19 protein-coding genes are annotated in these 23,646 nt (G+C 39.5%); 16 read left to right on the plus strand and 3 right to left on the minus strand.

What is annotated here, in order from left to right; genetic code table 11:
- Positions 1 to 208: 208 nt before the first annotated feature.
- The gene (locus J6O61_RS11880; RefSeq protein WP_292213434.1) at positions 209 to 1,606 is read left to right on the plus strand and encodes a family 4 glycosyl hydrolase; all 1,398 of its coding nucleotides are present in this window, start codon (positions 209 to 211) and stop codon (positions 1,604 to 1,606) included.
- Between the two features lie 131 nt (positions 1,607 to 1,737).
- Here J6O61_RS11880 and J6O61_RS11885 read toward each other — a convergent pair whose 3' ends face one another.
- Positions 1,738 to 2,604, minus strand: coding sequence for a glycoside hydrolase family 43 protein (locus tag J6O61_RS11885; protein WP_292213435.1), 867 nt, complete (start codon positions 2,602 to 2,604; stop codon positions 1,738 to 1,740).
- Between the two features lie 143 nt (positions 2,605 to 2,747).
- Between J6O61_RS11885 and J6O61_RS11890 the strand changes: the two genes are divergently transcribed.
- The 7 genes from J6O61_RS11890 (at position 2,748) to J6O61_RS11920 (ending at position 12,170) form a co-directional block, all read left to right on the plus strand.
- Positions 2,748 to 3,620, plus strand: a complete 873-nt coding sequence (locus J6O61_RS11890) for an AraC family transcriptional regulator (protein WP_292213436.1) — start codon at positions 2,748 to 2,750, stop codon at positions 3,618 to 3,620.
- A 243-nt stretch (positions 3,621 to 3,863) separates the two neighbouring features.
- Positions 3,864 to 5,264, plus strand: coding sequence for an ABC transporter substrate-binding protein (locus J6O61_RS11895; RefSeq protein WP_292213437.1), 1,401 nt, complete (start codon positions 3,864 to 3,866; stop codon positions 5,262 to 5,264).
- A 120-nt stretch (positions 5,265 to 5,384) separates the two neighbouring features.
- Complete coding sequence (locus J6O61_RS11900; protein WP_292213438.1) at positions 5,385 to 6,302, plus strand: carbohydrate ABC transporter permease; 918 nt, start codon at positions 5,385 to 5,387, stop codon at positions 6,300 to 6,302.
- 11 nt (positions 6,303 to 6,313) lie between these two features.
- Positions 6,314 to 7,156: a carbohydrate ABC transporter permease gene (locus J6O61_RS11905; protein ID WP_292213440.1), complete on the plus strand. Its 843-nt coding sequence runs from the start codon at positions 6,314 to 6,316 to the stop codon at positions 7,154 to 7,156.
- Between the two features lie 4 nt (positions 7,157 to 7,160).
- A complete protein-coding gene (locus tag J6O61_RS11910; protein WP_292213442.1) occupies positions 7,161 to 8,558 on the plus strand; it encodes an MGH1-like glycoside hydrolase domain-containing protein in 1,398 nt (465 codons plus the stop codon).
- Positions 8,548 to 9,849 (plus strand): glycoside hydrolase family 28 protein, encoded by a 1,302-nt coding sequence (locus J6O61_RS11915; RefSeq protein WP_292213445.1) that lies wholly within the window; start codon positions 8,548 to 8,550, stop codon positions 9,847 to 9,849. Before J6O61_RS11910 ends, J6O61_RS11915 begins: the two co-directional genes overlap by 11 nt.
- 170 nt (positions 9,850 to 10,019) lie before the next feature.
- Complete coding sequence (locus J6O61_RS11920) at positions 10,020 to 12,170, plus strand: M13 family metallopeptidase (RefSeq protein ID WP_292213447.1); 2,151 nt, start codon at positions 10,020 to 10,022, stop codon at positions 12,168 to 12,170.
- Between the two features lie 287 nt (positions 12,171 to 12,457).
- On the opposite strand, the gene J6O61_RS11925 is transcribed toward J6O61_RS11920, so the two are convergent.
- Positions 12,458 to 13,684: an LL-diaminopimelate aminotransferase gene (locus tag J6O61_RS11925; RefSeq protein ID WP_292213449.1), complete on the minus strand. Its 1,227-nt coding sequence runs from the start codon at positions 13,682 to 13,684 to the stop codon at positions 12,458 to 12,460.
- Positions 13,685 to 13,936: 252 nt separating this feature from the next.
- Here J6O61_RS11925 and dapF point away from each other — a divergent pair, with 252 nt between their 5' ends.
- Together dapF and hisC are read left to right on the plus strand one after the other, a co-directional pair.
- The gene (gene dapF, locus J6O61_RS11930; RefSeq protein ID WP_292213451.1) at positions 13,937 to 14,797 is read left to right on the plus strand and encodes a diaminopimelate epimerase; all 861 of its coding nucleotides are present in this window, start codon (positions 13,937 to 13,939) and stop codon (positions 14,795 to 14,797) included.
- A gap of 139 nt (positions 14,798 to 14,936) precedes the next feature.
- The gene (hisC, locus tag J6O61_RS11935) at positions 14,937 to 15,986 is read left to right on the plus strand and encodes a histidinol-phosphate transaminase (RefSeq protein ID WP_292213452.1); all 1,050 of its coding nucleotides are present in this window, start codon (positions 14,937 to 14,939) and stop codon (positions 15,984 to 15,986) included.
- A 51-nt stretch (positions 15,987 to 16,037) separates the two neighbouring features.
- On the opposite strand, the gene J6O61_RS11940 is transcribed toward hisC, so the two are convergent.
- Positions 16,038 to 16,853: a hypothetical protein gene (locus J6O61_RS11940; protein ID WP_292213454.1), complete on the minus strand. Its 816-nt coding sequence runs from the start codon at positions 16,851 to 16,853 to the stop codon at positions 16,038 to 16,040.
- A gap of 339 nt (positions 16,854 to 17,192) precedes the next feature.
- On the opposite strand from J6O61_RS11940, the gene J6O61_RS11945 reads away from it, so the two are divergent.
- The 6 genes from J6O61_RS11945 to J6O61_RS11970 all read left to right on the plus strand — a co-directional run bounded on the left by J6O61_RS11945 (position 17,193) and on the right by J6O61_RS11970 (position 23,619).
- A complete protein-coding gene (locus tag J6O61_RS11945) occupies positions 17,193 to 17,372 on the plus strand; it encodes a hypothetical protein (RefSeq protein ID WP_292213457.1) in 180 nt (59 codons plus the stop codon).
- A 435-nt stretch (positions 17,373 to 17,807) separates the two neighbouring features.
- Positions 17,808 to 18,281: a COG2426 family protein gene (locus J6O61_RS11950; protein WP_292196101.1), complete on the plus strand. Its 474-nt coding sequence runs from the start codon at positions 17,808 to 17,810 to the stop codon at positions 18,279 to 18,281.
- A 62-nt stretch (positions 18,282 to 18,343) separates the two neighbouring features.
- Positions 18,344 to 19,225, plus strand: a complete 882-nt coding sequence (locus tag J6O61_RS11955) for a class I SAM-dependent DNA methyltransferase (RefSeq protein ID WP_292213458.1) — start codon at positions 18,344 to 18,346, stop codon at positions 19,223 to 19,225.
- Positions 19,226 to 19,400: 175 nt separating this feature from the next.
- Positions 19,401 to 19,907, plus strand: a complete 507-nt coding sequence (locus J6O61_RS11960) for an SEC-C metal-binding domain-containing protein (RefSeq protein ID WP_292213460.1) — start codon at positions 19,401 to 19,403, stop codon at positions 19,905 to 19,907.
- A gap of 155 nt (positions 19,908 to 20,062) precedes the next feature.
- The gene (locus J6O61_RS11965; protein ID WP_292213465.1) at positions 20,063 to 21,940 is read left to right on the plus strand and encodes a threonine--tRNA ligase; all 1,878 of its coding nucleotides are present in this window, start codon (positions 20,063 to 20,065) and stop codon (positions 21,938 to 21,940) included.
- A gap of 50 nt (positions 21,941 to 21,990) precedes the next feature.
- Entirely contained in the window at positions 21,991 to 23,619 is a 1,629-nt protein-coding gene (locus J6O61_RS11970) for a glycosyltransferase family 39 protein (RefSeq protein ID WP_292213469.1), read from the plus strand.
- Positions 23,620 to 23,646 lie beyond the last annotated feature (27 nt).

The raw sequence follows: 23,646 nt of genomic DNA on the forward strand, positions 1-23,646 counted from the left end.
TATCAGGATTGGGCTATGCGTAATCACTTTGGGGACGCTTTCGCTCCGCTGTGCTTCGTAGCAGTACTAATGTCATAAAGGATATGACATAAGTACTGACGAGCACAGAGGCTCCCAAAGTTGCTTACGCATTTACCCAACCTTGGTACTTATCTTTTTATACTACAGCAGTTTATACACAATTTGATTTTTGAAAGGAATGTTAACTATGAACTACGAAAATGGAAAAATGAAGGATGTAAACATTGCCTATATAGGCGGTGGCTCCAGAGGCTGGGCGTGGACTTTTATGACAGATTTAGCCCTCGATGATGAAATATCAGGAACCATAAGGCTCTATGATATTGATGAAGCGGCTGCAGAGACCAATGCAGTTATAGGCAATAATCTTATGGCGAGGAAAGACGCAAAAGGTGACTGGAAGTTTGAAGTAAAAACTTCACTTGAAAGTGCTCTTACAGGAGCTGATTTTGTGGTAATTTCGATTTTGCCGGGAACTTTTGATGAGATGGAGTCAGATGTGCATCTTCCTGAAAGGCTCGGTGTATATCAGTCAGTAGGTGACACGGCAGGGTGCGGCGGAATGATCCGTGCTCTCAGGACTATTCCTATGTTCACAGAGATTGCAGAAGCTATCAGGAAGTATTCACCTGACGCATGGGTCATAAATTATACAAATCCAATGTCACTTTGTGTGAAAGCGCTCTATGAGGCTTATCCTGAAATAAAAGCATTTGGATGTTGCCATGAAGTATTTGGAACCCAGAAGGTTTTACAGACAATTTATGAAAAGGAGACAGGTGAGAAGATTTCCGACTGGCATGACGTTTATGTCAATGTGGTAGGAATCAATCATTTCACATGGTTTACAGAAAGCTCATATAAGGGAACAGATCTTTTCACTATCTACAGAAGTTATATTGATAAGCATTTTGACGAAGGTGTCAACTTGGAAAGTGAGAATTGGCTCAATGCAAATTTTGTTTGTAAACACCGGGTGAAGATGGATCTTTTTAACAGATATGGACTTATAGCGGCAGCAGGTGACAGGCATCTTGCCGAGTTTATGCCGGGGAATGAGTACTTAAAAGACCCTGAGACAGTTGCAAGCTGGAACTACGCTTTGACAAGCGTTGCATGGAGAAAGAAGGATTTGCAGGACAGACTTGAAAGAAGTAAGCGTCTTGCAAGCGGCGAGGAAAAGATGGAACTTAAGGAGACCGGAGAAGAAGGAATTCTTCTTATTAAGGCTCTTTGCGGACTAAGCAGATTTGTAAGTAACGTCAATATTCCAAACTACGCGCTGCAAATTCCAAATCTTCCGGCAAGAGCTATAGTTGAGACCAATGCAGTGTTCTCAAGAGACTCTATCAGGCCTATATATGCAGGTGCTATCAAAGAGGATGTGAAAAAACTCATCGAGCCTCATATAAAGAACCATGAAAGAATCTACAAAGCGGCAACTACTTTTGATAAGTCACTTGTTTATGAAGCTTTTGAAAATGATCCGCAGTTTATCGGCAAGAACTGCTCTGTAGAAGATATTCATAAGCTTGTTGATGATATGATAGAAAATACTAAGACTTACCTTCCAAAGGGCTGGTGAGTGGTAATCACTGTTGATGATACCGCAGCGTTAAATGAAGGAAAAAGGGTGCAGTTGAAAAAAATACCAACGCAGGGACATTAGTCCTTATGTTGGTATTTTTGTATAATGAAATTCTTTAAAAATATTTTTTATCTTGCCAGCGAGTCTTCGTTAATCGGTATGAAAACAGGGTGTTCTTTGGGTGTTTCATTTGGCTGGTGAAGAACCATCATAAGTTCGCCTTTAAATGTTCTAAAGAGCATGCCGTGGCCACCATCTTTATCAAAAAGAGGCTTTTCGTCTATGGTCCAGTTGCCGTCAATGTTTCCGTTATCGGAGCGGGCAATGGCTTCTGCGTAGCCGCCTTCCGAGATGCTTGCCCAAAGCATGATAAGTTCTCCGTTATCAAGACGGTGCATGAATGGACCGTCTGTTACGTAGCAGATTTCATTGCGAAGTCTATGCTTCATTCCCTTTACCCATGGTTTTGCCTGAGACGCCTTGAAAAGTGTGACTGGTTCTGATACGGGGCGAGTCAGATCATCAGAGAGTTCAACAGAGCAAATCTCCCCATCTGCGAGGTCTACCCACTCATGGCTGAAAATCATATAAGGCTTTCCTTCAGGAGATAAATAGAATGTTCCATCAAGGCTGTTCCATTCATCCGGAGTTATTTTGCCGTTACTGTGAACCTTAAAAGGTCCAAGAGGGCTTTCAGATGACAGGATCATAGTGCCTTTTTTATCAAGAGCCTCAGAATTAAATGTCGCAAACATGTAAAAAGTGTTATTGTAGATATGTACTTCAGGAGCCCAGTAGTTTTTGTCAGCCCAGAAATTTTCAGGCTTGTGGAATACTTCAAAAGGGCCGTCCCAGTTTACCAGGTCCTTACTGGTATAGCAGTCAAAACCGTCAGCAAGTCCCCAACAGGTCTTTGCACGGGTTCCATACATGTAATAAGTGTCTTTATAAGGTAATACAAAGGGATCACGTATGTTGATTTCTTTAAGTGTCATAGTAAAAACCTCGTTTTTGTTTTTCATTTTATCACATAGAAGTTTTAATAGAATCACTATTTTTGATATAAAAACAGCAAAAAATGCACCTTGCATTATAAACGGTTTATAGTTAGTCATGACTTATATTTGGTGGAGGAAGGATGTACAAGGAAGTATATAAAGGGGAGTATGACGGAGTTGCAGTAGGAAGAGTCTGTAGAAATCAGAATTTTACCACAAGTATTTCCTATTATCACAATGAGTACCAGATTCAATACATTTTTGATGGAGAGAGATATTTCTTTTCAGATGGAAATTGCTATCGCATGATGCCGGGGACAATTACTATCATTGATAAAGCAAAGATTCCAAAGACAAATATTATAGGCGGAAGCAGTCACGACAGGCTTCTCATCGAAATGAAGGAAAGTGCCATAGCGCCGCTATGCAGGCTTTTGGGATTTGATATAAAGAGCTTTTTTGGCAGTCACCACGGAGTGTATCAGGTATCGGATAATGCCTGTGTTCAGGGGATTATATCAGGCATAGAGAAACTTGCAACCGGTAAAAGAGATAGCACTACCTCCGGCAAAATAAAGCTTGAAGTAATGCAAATGTTTTTAAGGGCATCCGAATGGGAAAAGAGTAAAATCTGTAAGTTTGACGAAATCGGTATAAAACCTCATGTAGAGAAGCAGCGAAAGGTACATCAGGTGGCGGATTATATCGCTGAGAATTATGACAGGATTGACAGCGTATCCTCACTTGCGGATCAGTTTTATATGAGCAAGGCATATCTATGCAGAATCTTCAGGGAAGTCACAAACTTTACTATTTCAGAGTACATCAATCTGTACAGAATAGCAGCCAGTAAGCAGTTTCTTATGAATGAAGAAATGAGTATGGCGGAAATTGCAAACAGGCTTGGTTATGACAGCCTCACATATTTTGAGAGAGTATTTAAAAAGCAGATGACTGTTACACCGCTTCAGTACAGAAAAAGTATATCTGTCAAGGAAACGCGCATAAAGTAACTGTTTTCCGGGTGCGGTAAATATAGTTTGAAAATCCATTTAGTTTTCACTTTATTGTCAGAATCGCCTAAAAATATTGAATAAAGGCGCCTTGGGTTGTAAGATTTACACAACAAAGACGTCTTTATTATTGAGTAGAAGGTCTATACTCAAAACCAATCCAAACATTTTTGTTCTATTTTTACAGCTCTAAATGATGGAAAGAATAATAACAGTATGATGAGAAGGATTTAGGAGGGGAACATGAAGAAGAGAATTGTTAGTTGTTTACTGGCAGCAGCTATGGTTGCAGGTTCAATTGTTGGTTGTGGAAGCCAGCCTGCGCAGGCGCCTTCAGATAGTCAGGCTCCTGCAGCTGAGTCAAAGGAAGAAGCTCCTGCAGCTGAGGCAAAAGAGGAAGCGTCTGCAGAGACACCTTCATCTGACGAGCCTATCACACTCAGAATGGCATGGTGGGGATCACAGGACAGACACGATAAGACAATTGCAGCAATCGAGCTGTATGAAAGCCTTAATCCCAATGTAAACATTGAATATGAGTATTATTCATTTGATGACTATTTTACAAAGTTAAAGACACTGGTTGCTTCTGATGAAGTTTGGGATGTATTTCAGCTTGGCGGAAACTTCCCTATGTATCTTGATAAAATATACCCACTTGATGAGTTCATTTCCTCAGGAGTTGTGGATGTTTCCAAAATTTCCGAGGCGAACCTTAAAACTACAAGAGAAACTGACGGAACACAGCTTGGTCTTACAAATGGTATAAACACTTATGGTATAGCATATGACCCTGCTATGTTTGAAGAGGCAGGAGCTGCCCTTCCTACAGATGACTGGACATGGGAAGATTATCAGAAGGCAGCAGATCTCATTACAGAAAAGCTTGGAATCTTTGGCTCATCAACATTCCTTACATCAGATTTCATCGCAGGTTGCTCAACATATATTGCTCAGCAGGGAGACCTTGGACAGAACAGCTTCTTTAACCTTGATCTCACAGGAATGGGATTTGATGATCCACAGATGCTTGCTCCATTTATTCAGATGAGAGCAGACATGATAAAGAAGGGTTCATACCCGGATGCAGGTGCATCAGCAGAAGTTACTAACATCGAGAATGATTTCCTTGTAACAGGCGAAGCAGCTATGACCTGGGTTGCTGTTAACCAGTTCCCAACAATTTACAACGTATGTGCTGAACAGGGAAGAGAGCTTGCACTTGCTCATTTACCAAAGGTAACTGCCAGCGGCAACTCCGGAACTTTGATCCAATCCTCCCAGATGTTGTGTGTTTCACAGGATTCAGAGCACAAAGAGGCCGCTGCAGCATTTATCAGCTGGTTTGAAAACGATATAGATTGCAACAATATCCTTCAGGCTGAGAGAGGCATTCCCGCAAACGAGGATGTAAGAGCAGCACTTGCTGCATCAGCAACACCGGCTCAGCAGATTATGTACGATTATGTTGATTCAGTCAGCAAGATGCCTACACCAAAGGAGTACAACGTTCTTTCTCCGGACGGACAGGATCAGGTACAGGACAATTACCTCAATTACATTCAGCAGGTTGTAAACGGAGAGATCACAGCATCTGAAGCAGCAGAAAAGACATATGCAGATGCCGAGGCTATTTTCAAGTAATAAATGATTTTAAATCCTGCCCGTAGAAATAAGCGAGCAGGATTTTCTTTTTGGATTAAATTACTTGGTATATACATTCTTGGATTTTTAATTCAGGAATGCATAAAAGGGGAGTTAAATATGGGAGAAACGAATAAAAAAGCACAGTCGCTAAGCCGTATATTTAACAGCGACATTGTTGTGGGACATGTTTTTGCAGCGCCGTTTATTTTTGGATTTGTGTGCTTTTCATTTATTCCGATATGCATGTCGCTATACTATTCATTTACTGATTATTCTCTTGGGAGCAAGATAGCAGTATTTGTGGGACTAAAAAACTTTTTTATGCTCTTTAAGGATGAGGTGTTTATAAAGTCAATAAACAAGACACTTCAGTATGTCTTTATAGCTGTTCCCATAAAGCTTTCTTTTGCTCTTTTGGTTGCATTTGTCCTTACCAGAAAAAGCAAGATGGTTACGCTTTACAGATCCTTGTACTATGTACCTTCACTGGTTGGAGGGTCAGTTGCTGTTGCCCTTGTGTGGAAGCAGCTTTTTGCCAGAAAAGGTCTTTTTAACTCAGTTCTCGTAAATATGGGATTTGAGAAGATTAACTGGTTTGGAAGTGAAGCTCTTGCCATCTATCCGCTAATTCTCATGGCTGTGTGGCAGTTTGGCTCATCCATGATAATTTTCGCTGCGGGGTTAAAAGAAATACCGACAACCTACTACGAAGCAGCAGAAATTGATGGTGCAAACGGTTTTCAGAGGTTCTTTAAGATAACGCTTCCATGCCTTTCACCAATTATCCTTTATAACCTTATAATGCAGACAATTTCAGCATTTATGACATTTACGCAGGCATTTGTCATAACCGGTGGTGGACCAAACAATGCCACAATGCTATATGCCCTCAATGTTTATAACCAGGCATTTAAGTACAACAATATGGGCTATGCCTGTGCTATGAGCTGGGTAATGCTTATCGTAATGAGCCTTATTACACTTGTGATATTCAGAACATCAAAGTTCTGGGTATTTAGTGAGTCGGAAGGTTAAAGGGGGCAGCAATGAGAGAAAAGAAAATTGTAAAGAAAACTTTATATCATATTTTGGTGCTGCTCTTTGGATTTGTGATGATATATCCGGTTCTTTGGATGATAAGCGGCTCTTTTAAGGATAATTCAGAGATACTAAGGGGAACATTGAGCCTGATACCTGTGGATTTTAAATCATCAAATTATCATACGGGCTGGAAGGGCTTTGGAGGAACTACATTTGCCACATTCTTTAAAAACTCAATTTTTGTAACAACCGTAGCAACCTTTGGAACAGTACTTTCATCCTCACTTGTAGCATATTCTTTTTCCAGAATAAAGTTCAAGGGAAGGAATCTGTGGTTCACATTTATGCTGGCAACAATGATGCTACCGGGACAGGTTATCATGATTCCGCAGTATCTTATTTACTATAGGTTGGGGCTGGTTCCGGGATACGTACCTCTTATACTTCCGTATTTTTGCGGTCAGGCCTTTTTCATCTATCAGATGATGCAGTTTATGCAGGGGATTCCAAGGGAGCTGGACGAGGCAGCCAAAATAGACGGATGCAGTAAATACGGAATTTATTCAAGAATAGTGCTTCCTCTTTTAAAACCGGCAATTGTTACAACTATCATTATTCAATTCTACTGGAAATGGGATGACTACATGGGACCGCTTCTGTACCTATCAAGGCCCCAGTCCTATACCGCTTCAATTGCCATAAAGCTTTTTGCGGATTCGGCTTCTGTCACTGACTACGGTGCAATGTTTGCCATGTCTACGCTTTCTCTGGTGCCGGTATTTTTGATATTCCTTTTCTTTAACAAGTATCTCGTTGAAGGAATCGGAACAAGCGGATTGAAAGGATGACTTTATGGATGAGACAAAAGTGGTTTTTGAGATTTCAAATAAGCTGATACAAAAGCTTTTTGACTCTGCTGAAGAAAAATGCAGGCTTAACGTAAAGTCTTTTGCCGGAAAAAAAGTTCTTATAGAAGGCGGAGGGTACAATAAAGTCTGGATTGAGACTCAGCCTATGGGCGGAGCTATGTATGCAAAAAGAGATCTGGAAGTTGCCTATAACAATCAGAAAATCTTCATGGATCATCAAAGGGAAGACGGACGACTTCCCGGCAGTATAGAGTGCAGAGATGGAAGGCTTATTCCTCAATTTGACAAGTTCCAGGGGTTTTGCTTTCCGGGGCCTGCTTTGGATGTTTACTATCTGACAGGAAAAAATAATGAGTATCTGGATCAGCTCTATGAGGTCCTTAGAAAATATGATGAATATCTGTGGAAAGTAAGGGATTCCGATAATGATGGTTGTCTTGAGAGCTGGTGCAAATATGATACCGGAGAAGACAATGCTGTAAGATACGGAAATGCGCCGGACTATTGGGAGAGCGACAAGCCTCCGAGAGGCTTTGATGTTGTACCTATGGCTTCTATGGACTTTATGAGCTTTTCATATGCAGCCAAAGATACTATGGCTAGGATAGCTCAAATAAAAGGCGACAGCTCACTTTTTGAATATCATAGAATTGATGCCGATGCACTAAAACTAAGAATAAAAATAATCCTGTGGGATGAAGAAAAAGGAGCATTTTTTGACAGAGACAAAAATCACAGGCTTCTTCCAACGCTTACGCATAACAATCTCAGAATGATGTATTGGAACAGCATGACAAGGGATGAAGCTGAAATATTTGTTAAAAAGCATCTTTTGAATGAGAAAGAGTTCTGGACCAATATGCCGCTTCCATCTGTGTCAATTTCAGACCCACTCTACAGAAATTACGGTGAGAACAATTGGAGTGGACAGTCTCAGGCCCTTACATATCAGCGAGCCATAACAGCCCTTGAAAACTACGGATATTATGATATTATTCCAAGGCTCGGAAGAAAGCTTTTTGAGGCCATTGGTATAAACTGTGTTTTTGTGCAGCAGTATGATCCCATTACCATGAAACCGTCTCTTAACAGTGTGGCAGGGGGGCAAGACGCTTATGGACCGGCGATGCTTGCGGTTCTGGAATATATCAGCAGAATGTATGGCGTCGTAGTGCATAGGGACAGGCTGATCTGGAGCAGTGTAAAAGAGGATACAGGCTTATATGAACAGCATATGAATGGGCATGTTTACAGGCTTGAACATGAGCAGAATAAAGCTTATGCTGTTATTGACGGAAAACAAATTTTTTCTTTTGAAAGAGGAAAACGTGTGGAAACAGATTTGTCCGGAAAGGAGCATATAAGTAGCAATGACCTATAATATTCTTGATTATGGAGCTGTAGCTGACGGAAAAACAAAATGTACATCTGCGATTCAGAAGGCGATTGATGCCTGCGCCGAAAAAGGCGGAAGAGTTGTGGTGCCGGCAGGAACATTTTTATCAGGTACCCTTCGCCTCAGGTCCAATGTTGATCTGCATTTAGAGCATGGAGCAGTTCTTTTGTCCAGTCTTGATGAAGCGGATGTTATCGATTATTTCAAGGATGGCGACGAGGACAATGAGGTTGACGGCTGGGAAGGCGGTTGCTTTTTATTTGCTCTCCATGAAAAGAATATTGCCATAACCGGAACGGGAACAATTGATGGTCAGGGCAGGAATGCTTTTTTTGACGATGATGATCCTGAGACTGCTAAAAATGGTAGTCCTTTAAATGTCAGAGGTTTCAGACCGCGAATGAGCTATCTGGAGGATGTTGAGAATTTATCCGTTACAGATGTAACTTTTTTTGACTCCGCTTTCTGGACGCTTCACATGGCAGGGTGCAGAAATGTAAGGATTGAGAACATCGTAATTGATAACAACAAAAGAGGCCCCAATAATGACGGAATTGATCCGGATTGCTGCCAGAATGTGATTATCAAGGGATGCAGGATTAAAACAGGTGACGACAGTATTGTTTTGAAATCCACAACTCCCATGTATAAAAAGTATGGTGATTGTAAGGATATTGTGGTTAACGGATGTCTTTTGTCCTCCAATTGTTCGGGAATAAAGATTGGAACGGAGACCTTTGGAGATATTCATGACATAATCATCTCTGACTGTATAGTTCGTGACTGCATCAGAGGCATTGGCATTTGGTCAAGGGATGGCGGCGAGATTTATAACATAGATATCCATCATGTTCGCGGTACCACCAGAAACTTTGTGGATTGCAAAAACAGAAAAAGCGGCGTCTGGAACTGGTGGGGCGAGGGAGAGCCTTTGGCGATTACTGCAACAAAGAGGGATTCGGAGCACAAAACGCCGGGTAAAGTCAGGGATATAAATATGGATCATATTAATATTACCTGTGAGTCACCGATAATCATGGCAGGAGAAGAGTATTCACCCATTGAAAATATCAGCATCACTGAGTCTAAATTTGTTTTCAAGAATCAAAGTGGCAAGACAGAGCTTATTCTTGATGAGCGGCCATCTGACAGAGGGCGCTATTCTATGAAAATGGGATATACTTATTTTAGAAATGCAAAAGATATAACGATAGATGCTGAATTTGTCGTTGATAAGAGCATGGAAAAGCTTATAGATCAAGATAATGAGGCATAAGTGCACATTATTATGGTAAAATAATATTCAGTCAATACAGCCAGTGGAGGCGTGGGGCTTCCGCTGGCTTTTTCTTTTAGAAAGTAGGTGGGTGCGCTTGCATAATTGTATTATATATGCGATAAAAGAAATAGTATTGATTGATATTACGAAAAAGGAGTAAAAATGTTATGAAAAGAAAACAGATTTTGGCAGCTCTTTTGACAGGATGCTTGTTACTTGCCGGGTGCGGAACTGCAGCTGATAGTGCGGTGACTGAAACTCCTGCCGAGGGTGAAAGTAAGGAAGAGGTGGCTGCAGATGCATCATCAGATGCTTCGAGCACTGAGTCTTCTGAAGAGACAGTGCAGGCTGAAGGCACATCTTATGTTATTGATGGGGGAAGTCCATGGATAAACTCCAACATCAAAGAAAATGTTGTTAACAGTGATAAGGCTTCTGCAAAAGATGATCTGAATCTTGCGGTTAACTATGACTGGGCAATCACAGCAGAAATACCGGATGGATACAGTTCTTATGACAGCTTCACTGAAGTATCTCAGATAATTGATGATAAGGCACTTGAAACCTTGAAGGATGAGACAATTACCGGCCATGATGCTGAACTTGCAAGAGCATATTATAATGCTTTTCTTGATTGGGATGACCGAAATGCAAAAGGGCTTTCACCATTGGAGCCATTTGTTAAAGATATTGAATCTCTTTCAAGCATAGAAGATGTAACAGAATTCATATTGGATAATGACAGGTCAAACTTTACCCCTACTTTGGTTGGAATTGGAAACGTGGGTGATTTGACAGATTCATCAAGGTATGTGACAAATGTGGATCATTCAAACCTTCTACTGGGCGATTCTGCGGAGTATAAAGAGTTTAGCACAGTTGGAAAGCTAAAGTATGATGCCTACAAGAGCCTGTTTTCCAATATGATGACAAGGCTGGGATATACTAACGAAGAGGCTGATAAGTATTACGATGCATGCTTTTCTTTTGAGTCAGCTCTTTCTGAGAAAGTATATACTTCACTGGAAAGCAGCGATCCTGCAATCTATGACAAGATACTTAACTATTATGAGCCTGAGGAAATGGCAGCTTTGGCTCCTAATTTCCCAATGGATGAATTTATAAAGGAAAATGGCTACGACAATGCGAAGGTATTTCTTGTAACAGAGCCGGATGCTTTAGCGAAGATTTCAGATCTTTATACATCGGACAACCTTGAGAACATCAAGGGATATTTCATGGTTCAGACGGTTTTGGGATGTACAACTGACCTTGACAGAGAGGCATTCGATGCAAGACTTGAGGCACAGCGTTCTATATATGGTGCATCAGGTACTCTTTCTGATGAAAAATATGCATATGCATATGTAAATGCAGCATTGCCTGAAGCTATGGAAAAGGCATATATGGCAAAGTATGATGTCACTGAGACAAAAAAAGAAGTGACGCAGTTATGCAAAGATGTAGCGGATGTTTATAGGGAAATGCTCGAAAACGAGGACTGGCTTTCTGACGAGACAAGAGAATATGCAATGGGAAAACTTGACTCATTGGAAATCAATGTGGTTGAGCCAAAAGAATACGTGGATTACAGTGGCCTTGATTTAAATGGTCTTACTTATTTTGAAATACAGAAAGCACTTGCTGATTTTAGTTGGGAGCTTGATAAAGAACGAACAAACGGAACTGTAAATAAGAATCTCTGGGAAGGTATGTCAACACTTGAAACTAATGCTTACTATGACCCAACGGCCAATTCTATTAACATTCTTCTTGGAATACTTGATGGAGTTTTTTATGGCGATGAAAAGTCAAAAGAGGAGATATATGCAGGAATCGGAGCTGTTATTGGACATGAGATAAGTCATGCTTTTGATACAAACGGAGCTCAGTTTGACAAGGATGGTAATTACAGCAATTGGTGGACTGATGAAGATTACAGTGCCTTCCAGGAAAGAGCGCAGAAACTTATAAACTACTACGATGGAATAACAGTATTTGGCGATGAAAAAGTTACCGGTTCTCTGGTACAGACTGAAGCAATTGCAGACATGGCAGGCCTTAAAGCAATGCTTACACTGGCATCCAAGGAAGAAAGCTTTGACTATAAAAAGTTCTTTGAGAGCTATGCTAATGTGTGGAAGAATATTTCTACTTATGAATCTATTTATTCACAGCTCACTCAGGATGTGCATCCATTAGATTATTTAAGAGTAAATGTAACTTCTCAGCAGTTTGATGAATTCTATGAAGCGTTCGACGTAAAAGAAGGCGATGGAATGTACCTTGCTCCTGAAGAGAGAATACTCATATGGTAAGAAGTTTCCCACTTGCAGTAATCTACTATTCTACGATAAAAATAATTTCTTTTTGTGCAGTAAATAGAAAAATCCAATTGTGCCCATAGCTTTGGATAGAGCGATTTAGTATGAGCAATAGAGACAGTTAATAAATAATAAGAGCCTCATTTCCTGTTTTGAATAAGCATGAAAGGAAATGAGGCGAATTATTTTGAATTTACTGTCTCTTTGTGAATACTCCCGAGCTCTAGACAAAGCTATGGGCACAATTGGATTTTATTTTGGCGGTCACAAGAAAGTATGCTTTACAGTGCTTTGATGCGGTTAATGGCCTCTACTGTGTTTTCATAACTGCCAAAAGCAGTAAGCCTGAAATAATGTTCTCCGCTTGGACCAAAGCCTGAACCCGGGGTACCAACTACATTTGCCTTTTCAAGGAGGTAATCAAAGAATTCCCAGCTTGTCATGTTATCAGGAGTCCTGAGCCAGATGTAAGGGGAATTTTTGCCTCCATATACTGTGTAGCCTGCTTCTTTGAGACCGTCATATATGTATTTTGCATTTTTCATATATGATGCAATCATCTCTTTTACCTGAACCTTGCCTTCAGGAGAGTAGATGGCTTCTCCGGCGCGCTGAACAATATACGGTGCTCCGTTGTACTTGGTTCCGTGCCTTCTTGCCCATAGGCTGTGCATTTCTACTTCTTTTCCGTTGAAAGAAACCTTAAGGTCATGAGGAATGATAGCAGCTCCCAGTCTAAGACCTGTGAAACCGGCATTCTTGGAAAAAGATCTGAGCTCAATGGCACAGGTTCTGGCGCCTTCACATTCATAGATTGAATGAGGGATGTTATCCTCTGAGATATATGCTTCATAAGCAGCATCAAAGATAATGACAGCGCCTGATTTATTGGCATAATCAACCCATTTTTGAAGCTGATCCTTTGTGATGGCTTCTCCTGTGGGATTGTTTGGAAAACAAAGATAGATCAGGTCAGGTGTTTCACTTGGAAGTTCAGGAGCAAAGCCGTTCTCTGCTGTACATGGCATGTAAATCACATTGCTCCACATTCCTGTATTTTCATCATAGTCACCGCATCTTCCGGCCATTACATTTGAGTCAACATAAACAGGGTAAACAGGGTCACAGACAGCAATTTTGGCGTCCTTTGAAAAGATTTCCTGAATTGCTCCTGAATCGCTCTTTGCTCCGTCTGATATAAAGACTTCATCATCTGCAACATCGCAGCCTCTTGCTCTGAAATCATTTTCAGCAACTGCGTGGCGAAGAAATTCATATCCAAGGTCAGGGGCATATCCTCTAAAGGTTGCTGCATCTGCCTGCTCATCAACAGCTTTATGAAGTGCCTCTATAACTGCTTTGGGCAGAGGCTTTGTGACATCACCAATTCCGAGGCGTATGATCTTTTTATCAGGATTTTTTTCCTGAAAAGCGGCAACTTTTTTGGCAATAGTACTAAAAAGGTAGCTGCCGGGAAGTTTTAAATAATCTTCATTTGGCTTAAACATAGTGTGTTCTCCTGTCCAACTGTGCTATGTAAATGGATTATGGTCGTGCACAATTTAATTTGTGAATATCCTACACTATTTTTGTATAATTGTATACATTTTTCTTGTAAATGTTTTTGAGGTCTATTATGATAAAGGCATGAATCTTAACTAAGAACGTACCGATTTTAGTGGAAAGGAGGAAAGCAATTAATCGTTACTTTTAATAACTGAAAAGTAATGACTTATCGCTTTAATTGCTTAATAGATAATATGAAATTTACAAAAATGCATGGCTGTGGAAATGATTATGTTTACGTTGATGGAAAAAGTGAGAAAATTTCTCAGGAAAAGAAATCAGAGCTTGCTGTAAAAGTTTCTGACAGACATTTTGGAATAGGATCGGATGGGCTGATTTTTATCAATCCTGTTGAAGATGCGAGTGTTGATTTTGAAATGGAAATGTACAACGCAGACGGCTCACGCTCAGAAATGTGCGGAAACGGTATCAGGTGCGTTGCCAAATACGTTTATGATAAAGGGCTAACAACAAAAAAGAATCTCACAATTGTAAGCGCCGGAAAGAAAAAGTTCATAGACCTTACTGTTGGAGATGATGGAATGGTATCTTCCGTGAAGGTTGATATGGGAGAACCGATTCTTACTCCTAAAGATATTCCTGTGAAAGCTTCAGGGGATATAGTGATTAATCAACCGATTACTGTAGATGGCAAAATATGGCACATGACCTGTGTTTCAATGGGTAACCCTCATGCGGTAGTTTTTTTACCTGAGGATATGAGCCTTGAGGATTTTGATATTGAGAAGATCGGGCCAAAGTTTGAAAACCATGAGTTCTTCCCAAGGCGCGTAAATACAGAATTTGTAAAGATTGATGATAAAAACAACGTTCACATGCGCGTGTGGGAAAGAGGAACAGGTGAGACTCTTGCCTGCGGAACGGGGTGTTGTGCAACCGGTGTTGCCTGCGTTTTGAATAAGCTTACTGATAATGACGTGACAGTTCATGTCCTTGGCGGTGAAGTGAAAGTTTCCTGGAATGGTGAGCTTACATCACCTGTAATCATGGAAGGTCCTGCAACTACTGTATTTGAGGGTGAGATTGATCTGTGAGCGAATTAGTATTTACACAGAACAGGAAGGACTGATAACAAATTGATTGCCAGTTTTGGATTGTTATGGTAGACTATGCTTTATTGTGGTAGAGTAATAAAGTATTAACTATTAGTAATAAAGCGACGGAGGATTTAATATGTCTTGGGAAGAAAATGTCAGAAAAGTTGTTCCGTATACCCCCGGAGAACAGCCTAAAATAAGCAACATTATCAAATTAAACACAAATGAATGCCCTTATCCGCCGGCGCCCTCTGTAAAGAGAGCTTTGGATAATTTTGAATATGAATCTTTAAGGCTTTACCCGGATCCCAATTCAGGGCTTTTGATAAATGCGTTGTCAGAATATTACAATATGCCTTCTGATCAGATATTTGTAGGCGTTGGTTCTGATGATGTTCTTTCGATGGCTTTTTTGACATTTTTTAATTCTGATAAGCCGGTTCTTTTCCCGGATATCACCTATTCTTTTTATGATGTATGGGCAGATCTTTATAAGATTCCCTATAAGCAGGTTCTGCTTGATGAGGATTTCAGGATCAAAAGAGAAGATTATTACGTCGAAAACGGAGGGGTGATATTCCCTAATCCAAACGCACCCACAGGGCTTATTGAAGACCTTGATATGATAGAAGATATTCTAAAAAATAACAGAGATGTTGTTGTGATTGTGGATGAGGCATACATAGATTTTGGTGGGAAAAGTGCGCTGCCTCTTATAGACAGGTATGATAATCTCCTTGTTGTGCAGACATTTTCAAAATCAAGAGCAATGGCCGGTATGAGAATTGGTTTTGCCTTCGGCTCTAAAAAATTGATAAAATATTTAAATGATGCGAAGTTTTCCTTTAATTCATACACTATGAACAGGACTTCTCTTGAGCTTGGGGCTGCAACGCTTGCTGATGATAAATATTTCAAAGATGTATGCGGAAAGATAATTGCGACAAGAGAAAGAATCAAGCCGCAGTTAGCTGAACTTGGCTTTATTTTCCCGGATTCTTCAAGTAATTTTATTTTTGCAAGGCATAAAAACGTTTCAGGAAAAAAGATATTTGATGAACTTCGAAAGCGGGGAATAATCGTCAGAAGATGGGATTTGCCTCGCATTAGCGAATATCTAAGGATTACTGTCGGTACCGATGAGCAGATGGATACGTTGATAGAGAGCTTACGGGAAATTGTCTGAAGGTATTTAATAGAGAGCTTATGGGAAATTGTCTAAAGGTCTTTAAAGGTATTATAGTAAATACTGTTTTATCATTTGACTGGCTTTGGCCGGATAAAATGGGTTTTGTTTGTCTTCGTAAGTGGCAAGGAAATTGATACCTGGGATGTAACCTGCCTTGACATACCTGTTAATTTTATATAGGTAATTGTTATCAAGATACTTTATGTCATCCATTTTGCCAAAGTGCTCCCATATATATTTTTTCCCCGTCCGTTTGTTTTTGGTTGTGAAATCCGGATAAAATATGTCATTTCCGATGATGAGTTTTTCTTCATACCGGTATTGGATGCCATATCTATAGAGTTCATCAGCAATCATGGATTCAGACTTGGAACGAACCAAATCACCTTTCGGTGTTTCTATTATCAGTTTTTCAGGATGATTAGAGCTTTTTTCATAATCTGATTGAGCCCATTCTTTATCGGGGGAATCGGAGAAAATGGCAGTTGTGTCTGTGACATTGATCATATTGGGTGACTGATTCAATATGATTTTTTTGAGAGAGGGATGGTTTCGCAGCAAATCATCAGGATCCGTGGGACTTCTCCTTAAATACAGGTCAAGAGCATGGATTTCTTTTTGATAGGATTCTATCTTTTGATCATAATATCTCTTCTGAAGAAGTTTTTGTATCAGCTCTTTTTCTTTCACCGGAATGTAAGTGCGTTCCGTGTCAGTAATTATATAAAATTTATATGTGTTGCCATTTTTGCTGAAGGAGATTTTTCCTTTTGGAAAAGAGTTCCTGTCATAGTTCTTTTTCATAGAATTAAGCTGTTCTTCGAGTCTATGCTTCTCGTGTTGCATAATTTCTTTTATTACCATATTTGTTTCCTTATCTTATTTTTTGAAATCCGACATGAATATGTCAAAAGAAATATAAGATTTTCAAGATTTCGAAACAAAAGTTAACATGTTTTTTGAGAAATGTAAATAGCTTTTTTGAATAATACATGTTTCTTGGGTACAGAAACAAAAACTAAACTTTTTACCCGCTGCAAGGAAAATGGAAAGGGTAAAGAAATCAAAAATCAATGATTTACCCGAGCAAATAAATGTACTTAGGGTAAATAAATAATTTCTTGATATATTACCCAAGAAAACTTAGTGAGAATGGAAAGAGTTCGGGTAAAAAGAGCATTTATTGTTTATTTACCCGAAGTGATGGAAAGAGCTTGGGTAAAAAGAGCATTTATTGTTTATTTACCCGAGGTGATGGAAAGAGCTCGGGTAAAAAGAGCATTTATTGTTTATTTACCCGAGGTGATGGAAAGAGCTTGGGTAAAAAGAGTATTTATTTTATATTTACCCAAGGCAATGAATAAAGGCCGGGTAAAAAGGTAGTTTAGTGAATACTTACCTTGATCACAACATTCAGAAATGCAAAAATGTTTTTTATATTTGCCTGTAGGTAAAACTGCATACAATATTATGAAACAAAGCTGTACATAATACATGATTGCGATTAATACAGTTTAATGATAAAATTTTTGAGTTGCTGACTGAAAACAATTGCCTGTCAAATGAATGAGTAGGCAATTACTGTTCAAATGAATGAGTAGACAATTGCCTGCCAAATGAAAGAGTAGGCAATTGCTGTTCAAATGAATGAGTAGACAATTGCCGGTCAAATGAATGAATAAACAATTGCCGGTCAAATGAATGAGTAGACAATTGTTTGTCACATGAATGAAAACAATTGTCAATCATATGAGTAGTAAAATTGTCAGTCAGACATTCAATAATTGAGAGCACATTCACGATTAGGAGATTATATTTATGTTAAAAAAGTATATCATTGTATTTTTGATTTCAATGGTTCCCCTTGTGGAGCTCAGAGGAGCAGTGCCTTACGCAATTGCAATGGGACTTCCTGTTCTTCCGAGTTACATTATCGCAATCATCGGAAATATGGTACCGATGCCATTTATTTTCTTTTTTGCCAGAAAAGTTCTTGAATGGGGTAAAGATAAGCCTGTGATCGGTGGTTTCTTTACTTTCTGTCTTGAGAAGGGACATAAGGGCGGAGAAAAGTTAAAAGAGAAAGCGGGAAAAGGTTTATACTGGGCACTATTCCTGTTTGTAGGAATTCCACTTCCTGGAACAGGTGCATGGACAGGCACACTTGCTGCTTCAATCCTTGATATGGATTTCAAAAAGAGCGTTAGGGCAGTTGTTTGCGGCGTAGTACTTGCAGGTATTATAATGGGACTTGGAACCAAGATTGTTATGTTGATCGGAAGTCTGTTCTAATTGTTTGGAAATCGGCTTAGTAAGAGTAAACCAATAGTGATCAGCTAAAAAAAGGATTAAACATGGAAGCTTATACAGATTTTGCAAGTGTATATGATACATTCATGGATGAAACCCCATACGAAGTATGGGGTAATTTTATTGCAGAATTAATTGAAAAATATGGTGTCAGCAGGCCTGTAAAAATTGAGAATGTCAATGAAAAAGCAATGGCTTTTGACAAGAATGAAAATGCTGAATCTGATTTAGAGGCAGATGTAATAGAAGATGGAAGCCAGGAAGCCCTTGATCAGGAGAAAAATCTTGTGGTGGAGCTTGGATGTGGCACCGGCAGCTTTACAATCAGGATGGCAAAAAAAGGCTATGACATAATGGGAATCGATTTGTCTCCCGATATGCTTGATATTGCCAGAAATAAAGCAGCAAGAGAAGGATTGAATCTGATGTTTCTTGAACAGGACATGAGAGAACTTGATCTTTACTGTACTGCCGGAACTGTTATCAGTGTCTGCGACAGCATAAATTATCTCCTTGAAGACAGTGATGTTATAGAAACCTTTAAGCTTGTGAATAACTTTCTTTTTCCCAAAGGGATATTCATATTTGATTTCAATACACTTCATAAGTACAGAGATGTTATAGGTGATGTGACAATTGCAGAAAACCGCGAAGATTGCAGTTTTATCTGGGATAATTATTATCACGAAGATGTGCATATAAATGAATATGATCTGACAATATATGCTCTCTGTGATAAGGAAAAAGAGCTGTTCAAAAGGTCAGTTGAGACGCACTATCAAAGAGGCTACACTCTTGAAGAAATGATCTCATTTGTAAAAAAAGCGGGACTTGAATTTGTAACAGCCATTGATGCGGATGATCATAATGAGCCGACAGATAACAGCGAGCGAATATATATTGTTGCCAGAGAGTCAGGCAAGTAAGTTAGAGTATCCGGTAAGTTTATATTTCAGATACATTGTTGTGTTTGCAGAGTATTTATAAGGAACAATACAGAATAACATTGGTTTACATATCTGGGCAAATATATTAAAATAACGTGTATGCTTTGAAAAAAGATAAAAATTTATAATAAAAAAGAAATAGGAGTATTAGATTATGGCATTACTTAAAAAATGGCGTGATATGGCTTATTCTGAGACTGCTGATAAGGGTAGCCTTCAGAAATTATGGACAGAGTATTTTCAGAAAGAGCGTGATATTTACGCAACTCTTTTAAAGAACCCCGATGAAGTTGTAAAGGGAACTGTAAAAGAACTGGCTGAAAAGTACGGCGTAGATATCATGACTATGGTTGGATTCCTTGATGGTATCAACGATTCCCTTAAAGAGCAGAATCCAATCGATGATATGGAAGAGGATACAGAGGTTAACCTTGGCTTTGACAAGGAACTTCTTTATAAGAACATGGTAAATGCCGGTGCTGACTGGCTTTACAACCTTACAGAGTGGGAAGCTATCTTTGATGAGGACAAGAGAAAGGCTCTTTACAAAGAGGAGAAGGCTTCACACACAGTCAGAAAAGAAAACAAGGTATATCCTAACGATCCATGTCCATGCGGGAGTGGCAAAAAGTACAAGAAGTGCCACGGCAAAAACGCTTAATTTGAGATATTGATCTGACAGGTAGAAATATTGAGTTTATGTATGAAGGGCTTGCTCATTCATATGTAAATGTCGGTATTTCTATTTGTTGATTAATACAATATAAATAATGAAAGAGGCTGCTCCCGGTAGGGGTAGCACGAAAGGATGAAAAAATGAATAAAGAAGAGTATTTACAAGTTTACCGTCACTCACTTGCGCACATTCTTGCCAAGGCAGTTATCGAGCTTTACGGTGAGGAAGTTCAGTATGCTATCGGACCTCAGATCGAGGATGGATGCTACTATGATTTCGTTCTTCCAAAGGCTGTAACACAGGATGACTTCAAGACTATTGAAGATAAGATGCGCGAGATCATCAAAAGAAGAGAGGATTGGACACGCAAAGAGGTCTCAAAGTCGGAGGCACTTGAAATGTTCAAGAATCAGAAGTTCAAAACAGAACTTATCAATGACCTTCCGGAGGACGAGGTAATCACTGTTTACTATACAGGTGAGGATTATGTGGATCTTTGCCGCGGACCTCACGTAGAAAATTCTCAGGAACTCTTTAATGCTTCTTATCAGATCAAGTCTGTGTCAGGTGCATACTGGAGAGGCGATGAGCACAGAGATCAGCTTTCAAGAATCTATCTTTATGCTTTCCCAAGCAAAGATGAGCTTAAACAGCACATCAAGATGATTCAGGAAGCTATGGAGAGAGATCACAAGAAAATCGGTGCAGCGCTTGATCTTTTTATGTTTGATGAAACTGCTCCCGGAATGCCTTACTGGCTTCCAAGAGGATGGAAGATGTATCAGGCACTTCTTAAGTATTCAAGAGAAGTACAGGAGAGACATGGCTATACAGAAATAGCAGCACCGCTTGTTAACAATAAAAAGCTTTGGCTTATCAGTGGTCACTGGGCTCATTACGTAAACAACATGTTCATGGTTCCTGGTGTTTCAGGATGGCTTAAGGCAGACGCTGAGATTCCTGGTGTACTTGAGAACATCAATGAGCCTGCAGAAGAGCCAAAGAACATCAAGATCCAGGCTGGTTCAGTTATCTACAATCGTGAGCAGGATGACACAATGGCAGCTAAGCCAATGAACTGTCCTAATGCCATGATGACATACAAGAGAACAAATCACTCCTATAAGGAACTTCCTATCCGTTACAGCGAGTATGATGTTCTTCACCGTAAAGAAAAGTCAGGACAGATGAATGGTCTTTTCCGTGTTCAGGAGTTCCGTCAGGATGATGACCATACATTCGTAATGGAATCTCAGATAAAAGAGGAGATTGCAGACGTTATCTCTATCGCAGATGAGATCTACAAGACATTCGGTGTAACATACAGAGCTGAGCTCTCAACAAGACCAGAAGACTTCATGGGTGATATTGAAGTTTGGAACAGAGCTGAGGCTGCTCTTAAGGAAATTCTTGATGAAAAGTACGGTGAGGGCGGATATGAAGTTAATGAAGGAGACGGCGCTTTCTACGGTCCTAAGATTGACCTTCAGATCAAGGACGCTCTCGGAAGAGAATGGCAGTGCGGAACCGTACAGCTTGACTTCCAGCTTCCTCATAACTTTGGCCTTACATATCAGGCACAGGACGGAACAATGCAGATGCCTGTAGTTATTCACAGAGCTATTTATGGTTCACTTGAAAGATTCATCGGTATCATTATCGAGAACTTTAAGGGTGTATTCCCGTTCTGGCTCAGCCCATATCAGGTAGGTATCGTTCCTATCAGAGTTGAGCACAATGAATATGCACAGAAGGTAGAAAAAGCCCTTATGGCAGCAGGAGTTCGTGTTGAGGCTGATTACTCTGACAACAACATGAAAGAGAAGATCAAAAAGTTCAAGAACTACAAGGATCCATACATTCTTGTAATCGGAGACAAGGAAGCTGCTGAAGGAACAGTATCTATCAATGTACGCGGTTCAAACAAGCAGGTTCAGAATGTTCCTTTGGACACATTTGTAGAGATGTGCAAAAAGCTTAATACAGAACATTCACTTGAACTTATAGAGTCACTTTAATAAATCATAGGCACAGCTATTTATTGGCTGTGCCTATTTAAGAGGTTTTAATGTCTGAAAAAAAGATCAAAGTTGTAAAAGACTGTATAGGTGTATGTTTTATTGTTTCAGCTCTTTATTTTTTGGTTAGGGCTTTTCTTTTGACCTTTTCGGTGGATATTTGGTATGATGAGCTCTTTTCCATGGAATTTGCCAAAAGAAGTTTTAGTGAACTTATAAGCCTTACGTCAAGAGATGTCCATCCGCCTTTATATTACATAATCGTTAGAATATTTTTACTCATGGGAAATGGTATGGGAGTGCCGTTAGAGACAATAGCAAAGTCTGTTTCTATTGTGCCGTTTCTGTTGATGTTTATTTATGGAGTTACCTTTGTCAGGAAAAACTTTGGCTTGTTAAGCTGCGGAATATTTTGTTTTGCAATTGTAACCATGCCGGGACTTCCTGAATATACTACAGAAATACGAATGTATAGCTGGGCAATGTTTTTTGTGACAGCTTTTTTGATACATGCGCTTAATCTGATGAGAAATTACCTAAATGGAACAGGCAAATGGGATTTGGTAAATGGTGCTGCAATTTATCTGTATGGAACAGCCGCTTTTTACACTCATTATTATGCTGCTCTTTCAGTTGGAATAATTTATTCTTACGTCTTTATCTGGATGATTGTTGTTTATGTTAAGGTTATGAGGGATAAAGTTAAAGGCAAAAAACCTCTTAACCTAAAGATGCTCTCAACACTTATAATAAGCGCAAATTTATCTGCTGTTTCCTATATTCCATGGCTATCGGTTCTTTTTGGGCAGGTAAATACCGTCAGCAGTAACTATTGGATACAGCCTGTAGGTATAAGAACTTTCGGCAGCTGTATAAAATATCTTTTTAGCGGATATTTCACAAACTCTCTGATAACTGTAATTATTGCCGTTATATTGTTTGCACTTTCTGCATTTACAGCAGTTTCCAATATATACAGGCTTATCAAAAGACAATATGAAGACGAAATACAGAAAATAAGAGATTTTCAGTCACTGATTGCTATAGCGGTTCTTCCAATGCTTGCAATAGTTGGAATAATAGCTTCAATCCTCATAAGACCTGTTTTTGTGAACAGGTACATGATACCGGCTCTTGGGGCATTTTATCTTGCGGTAAGCATTGAAATAGGAAGAACATTTGCTGTAAAAAAAGTTTCAAGGCCTATTCAGATAGCCTTTTGCATATTCGGACTTTTGATCGCCATAGTCGGAATCACTGATTTTAATGCTTTTATTGGCAACGAAGAGTACCGCATAGTTAATATGGAAAAGACTGCTGAATTTTTTGATGAGCTTGATTCCGATACTCTTATAATCAGTAATTTTAATCAGGTACAGGCTCTGCTTGCATATTACCTTAATAATGACGAAACAGAGGATGAGCACAAAATTTATCTGTATTACGGAGAGCCTGAAGTATTGGTGGATGATATGCTTTCAGGGTTGTATACTATAGAGGACTCGGTAGATGTAAAAAATTATCTTTTATCGGGGAAAAGAGTCCTTTTCCTTGGGAGTTTTAACAGCAGGGAAGTTATTCTGAATGAGTGGAATGAGGACTATGGTATAACATATGAAAACCTTGGCAGTTTTCTAATGGAAAGATATTGGTTTGATGTATTTGAATTAAGTCTTTGATGGATAATAGATTAGTGTGCGGGCTTG

This window comes from Butyrivibrio sp. (genome assembly GCF_017635265.1).
Classification (GTDB): domain Bacteria; phylum Bacillota; class Clostridia; order Lachnospirales; family Lachnospiraceae; genus Butyrivibrio.

What these genes read in the sequence shown, in the direction of transcription:
- J6O61_RS11940 (WP_292213454.1), bottom strand. Translation starts at nt 16,853, where the DNA reads ATGGTAATAAAAGAAATTATGCAACACGAGAAGCATAGACTCGAAGAA.
- J6O61_RS11900 (WP_292213438.1), top strand. Translation starts at nt 5,385, where the DNA reads ATGGGAGAAACGAATAAAAAAGCACAGTCGCTAAGCCGTATATTTAAC.
- hisC (WP_292213452.1), top strand. Translation starts at nt 14,937, where the DNA reads ATGTCTTGGGAAGAAAATGTCAGAAAAGTTGTTCCGTATACCCCCGGA.
- J6O61_RS11960 (WP_292213460.1), top strand. Translation starts at nt 19,401, where the DNA reads ATGGCATTACTTAAAAAATGGCGTGATATGGCTTATTCTGAGACTGCT.
- J6O61_RS11895 (WP_292213437.1), top strand. Translation starts at nt 3,864, where the DNA reads ATGAAGAAGAGAATTGTTAGTTGTTTACTGGCAGCAGCTATGGTTGCA.
- J6O61_RS11925 (WP_292213449.1), bottom strand. Translation starts at nt 13,684, where the DNA reads ATGTTTAAGCCAAATGAAGATTATTTAAAACTTCCCGGCAGCTACCTT.
- J6O61_RS11965 (WP_292213465.1), top strand. Translation starts at nt 20,063, where the DNA reads ATGAATAAAGAAGAGTATTTACAAGTTTACCGTCACTCACTTGCGCAC.
- J6O61_RS11970 (WP_292213469.1), top strand. Translation starts at nt 21,991, where the DNA reads ATGTCTGAAAAAAAGATCAAAGTTGTAAAAGACTGTATAGGTGTATGT.
- J6O61_RS11905 (WP_292213440.1), top strand. Translation starts at nt 6,314, where the DNA reads ATGAGAGAAAAGAAAATTGTAAAGAAAACTTTATATCATATTTTGGTG.
- J6O61_RS11885 (WP_292213435.1), bottom strand. Translation starts at nt 2,604, where the DNA reads ATGACACTTAAAGAAATCAACATACGTGATCCCTTTGTATTACCTTAT.
- J6O61_RS11945 (WP_292213457.1), top strand. Translation starts at nt 17,193, where the DNA reads ATGGAAAGAGCTTGGGTAAAAAGAGCATTTATTGTTTATTTACCCGAG.
- J6O61_RS11880 (WP_292213434.1), top strand. Translation starts at nt 209, where the DNA reads ATGAACTACGAAAATGGAAAAATGAAGGATGTAAACATTGCCTATATA.
- dapF (WP_292213451.1), top strand. Translation starts at nt 13,937, where the DNA reads ATGAAATTTACAAAAATGCATGGCTGTGGAAATGATTATGTTTACGTT.
- J6O61_RS11920 (WP_292213447.1), top strand. Translation starts at nt 10,020, where the DNA reads ATGAAAAGAAAACAGATTTTGGCAGCTCTTTTGACAGGATGCTTGTTA.
- J6O61_RS11950 (WP_292196101.1), top strand. Translation starts at nt 17,808, where the DNA reads ATGTTAAAAAAGTATATCATTGTATTTTTGATTTCAATGGTTCCCCTT.
- J6O61_RS11890 (WP_292213436.1), top strand. Translation starts at nt 2,748, where the DNA reads ATGTACAAGGAAGTATATAAAGGGGAGTATGACGGAGTTGCAGTAGGA.
- J6O61_RS11955 (WP_292213458.1), top strand. Translation starts at nt 18,344, where the DNA reads ATGGAAGCTTATACAGATTTTGCAAGTGTATATGATACATTCATGGAT.
- J6O61_RS11910 (WP_292213442.1), top strand. Translation starts at nt 7,161, where the DNA reads ATGGATGAGACAAAAGTGGTTTTTGAGATTTCAAATAAGCTGATACAA.
- J6O61_RS11915 (WP_292213445.1), top strand. Translation starts at nt 8,548, where the DNA reads ATGACCTATAATATTCTTGATTATGGAGCTGTAGCTGACGGAAAAACA.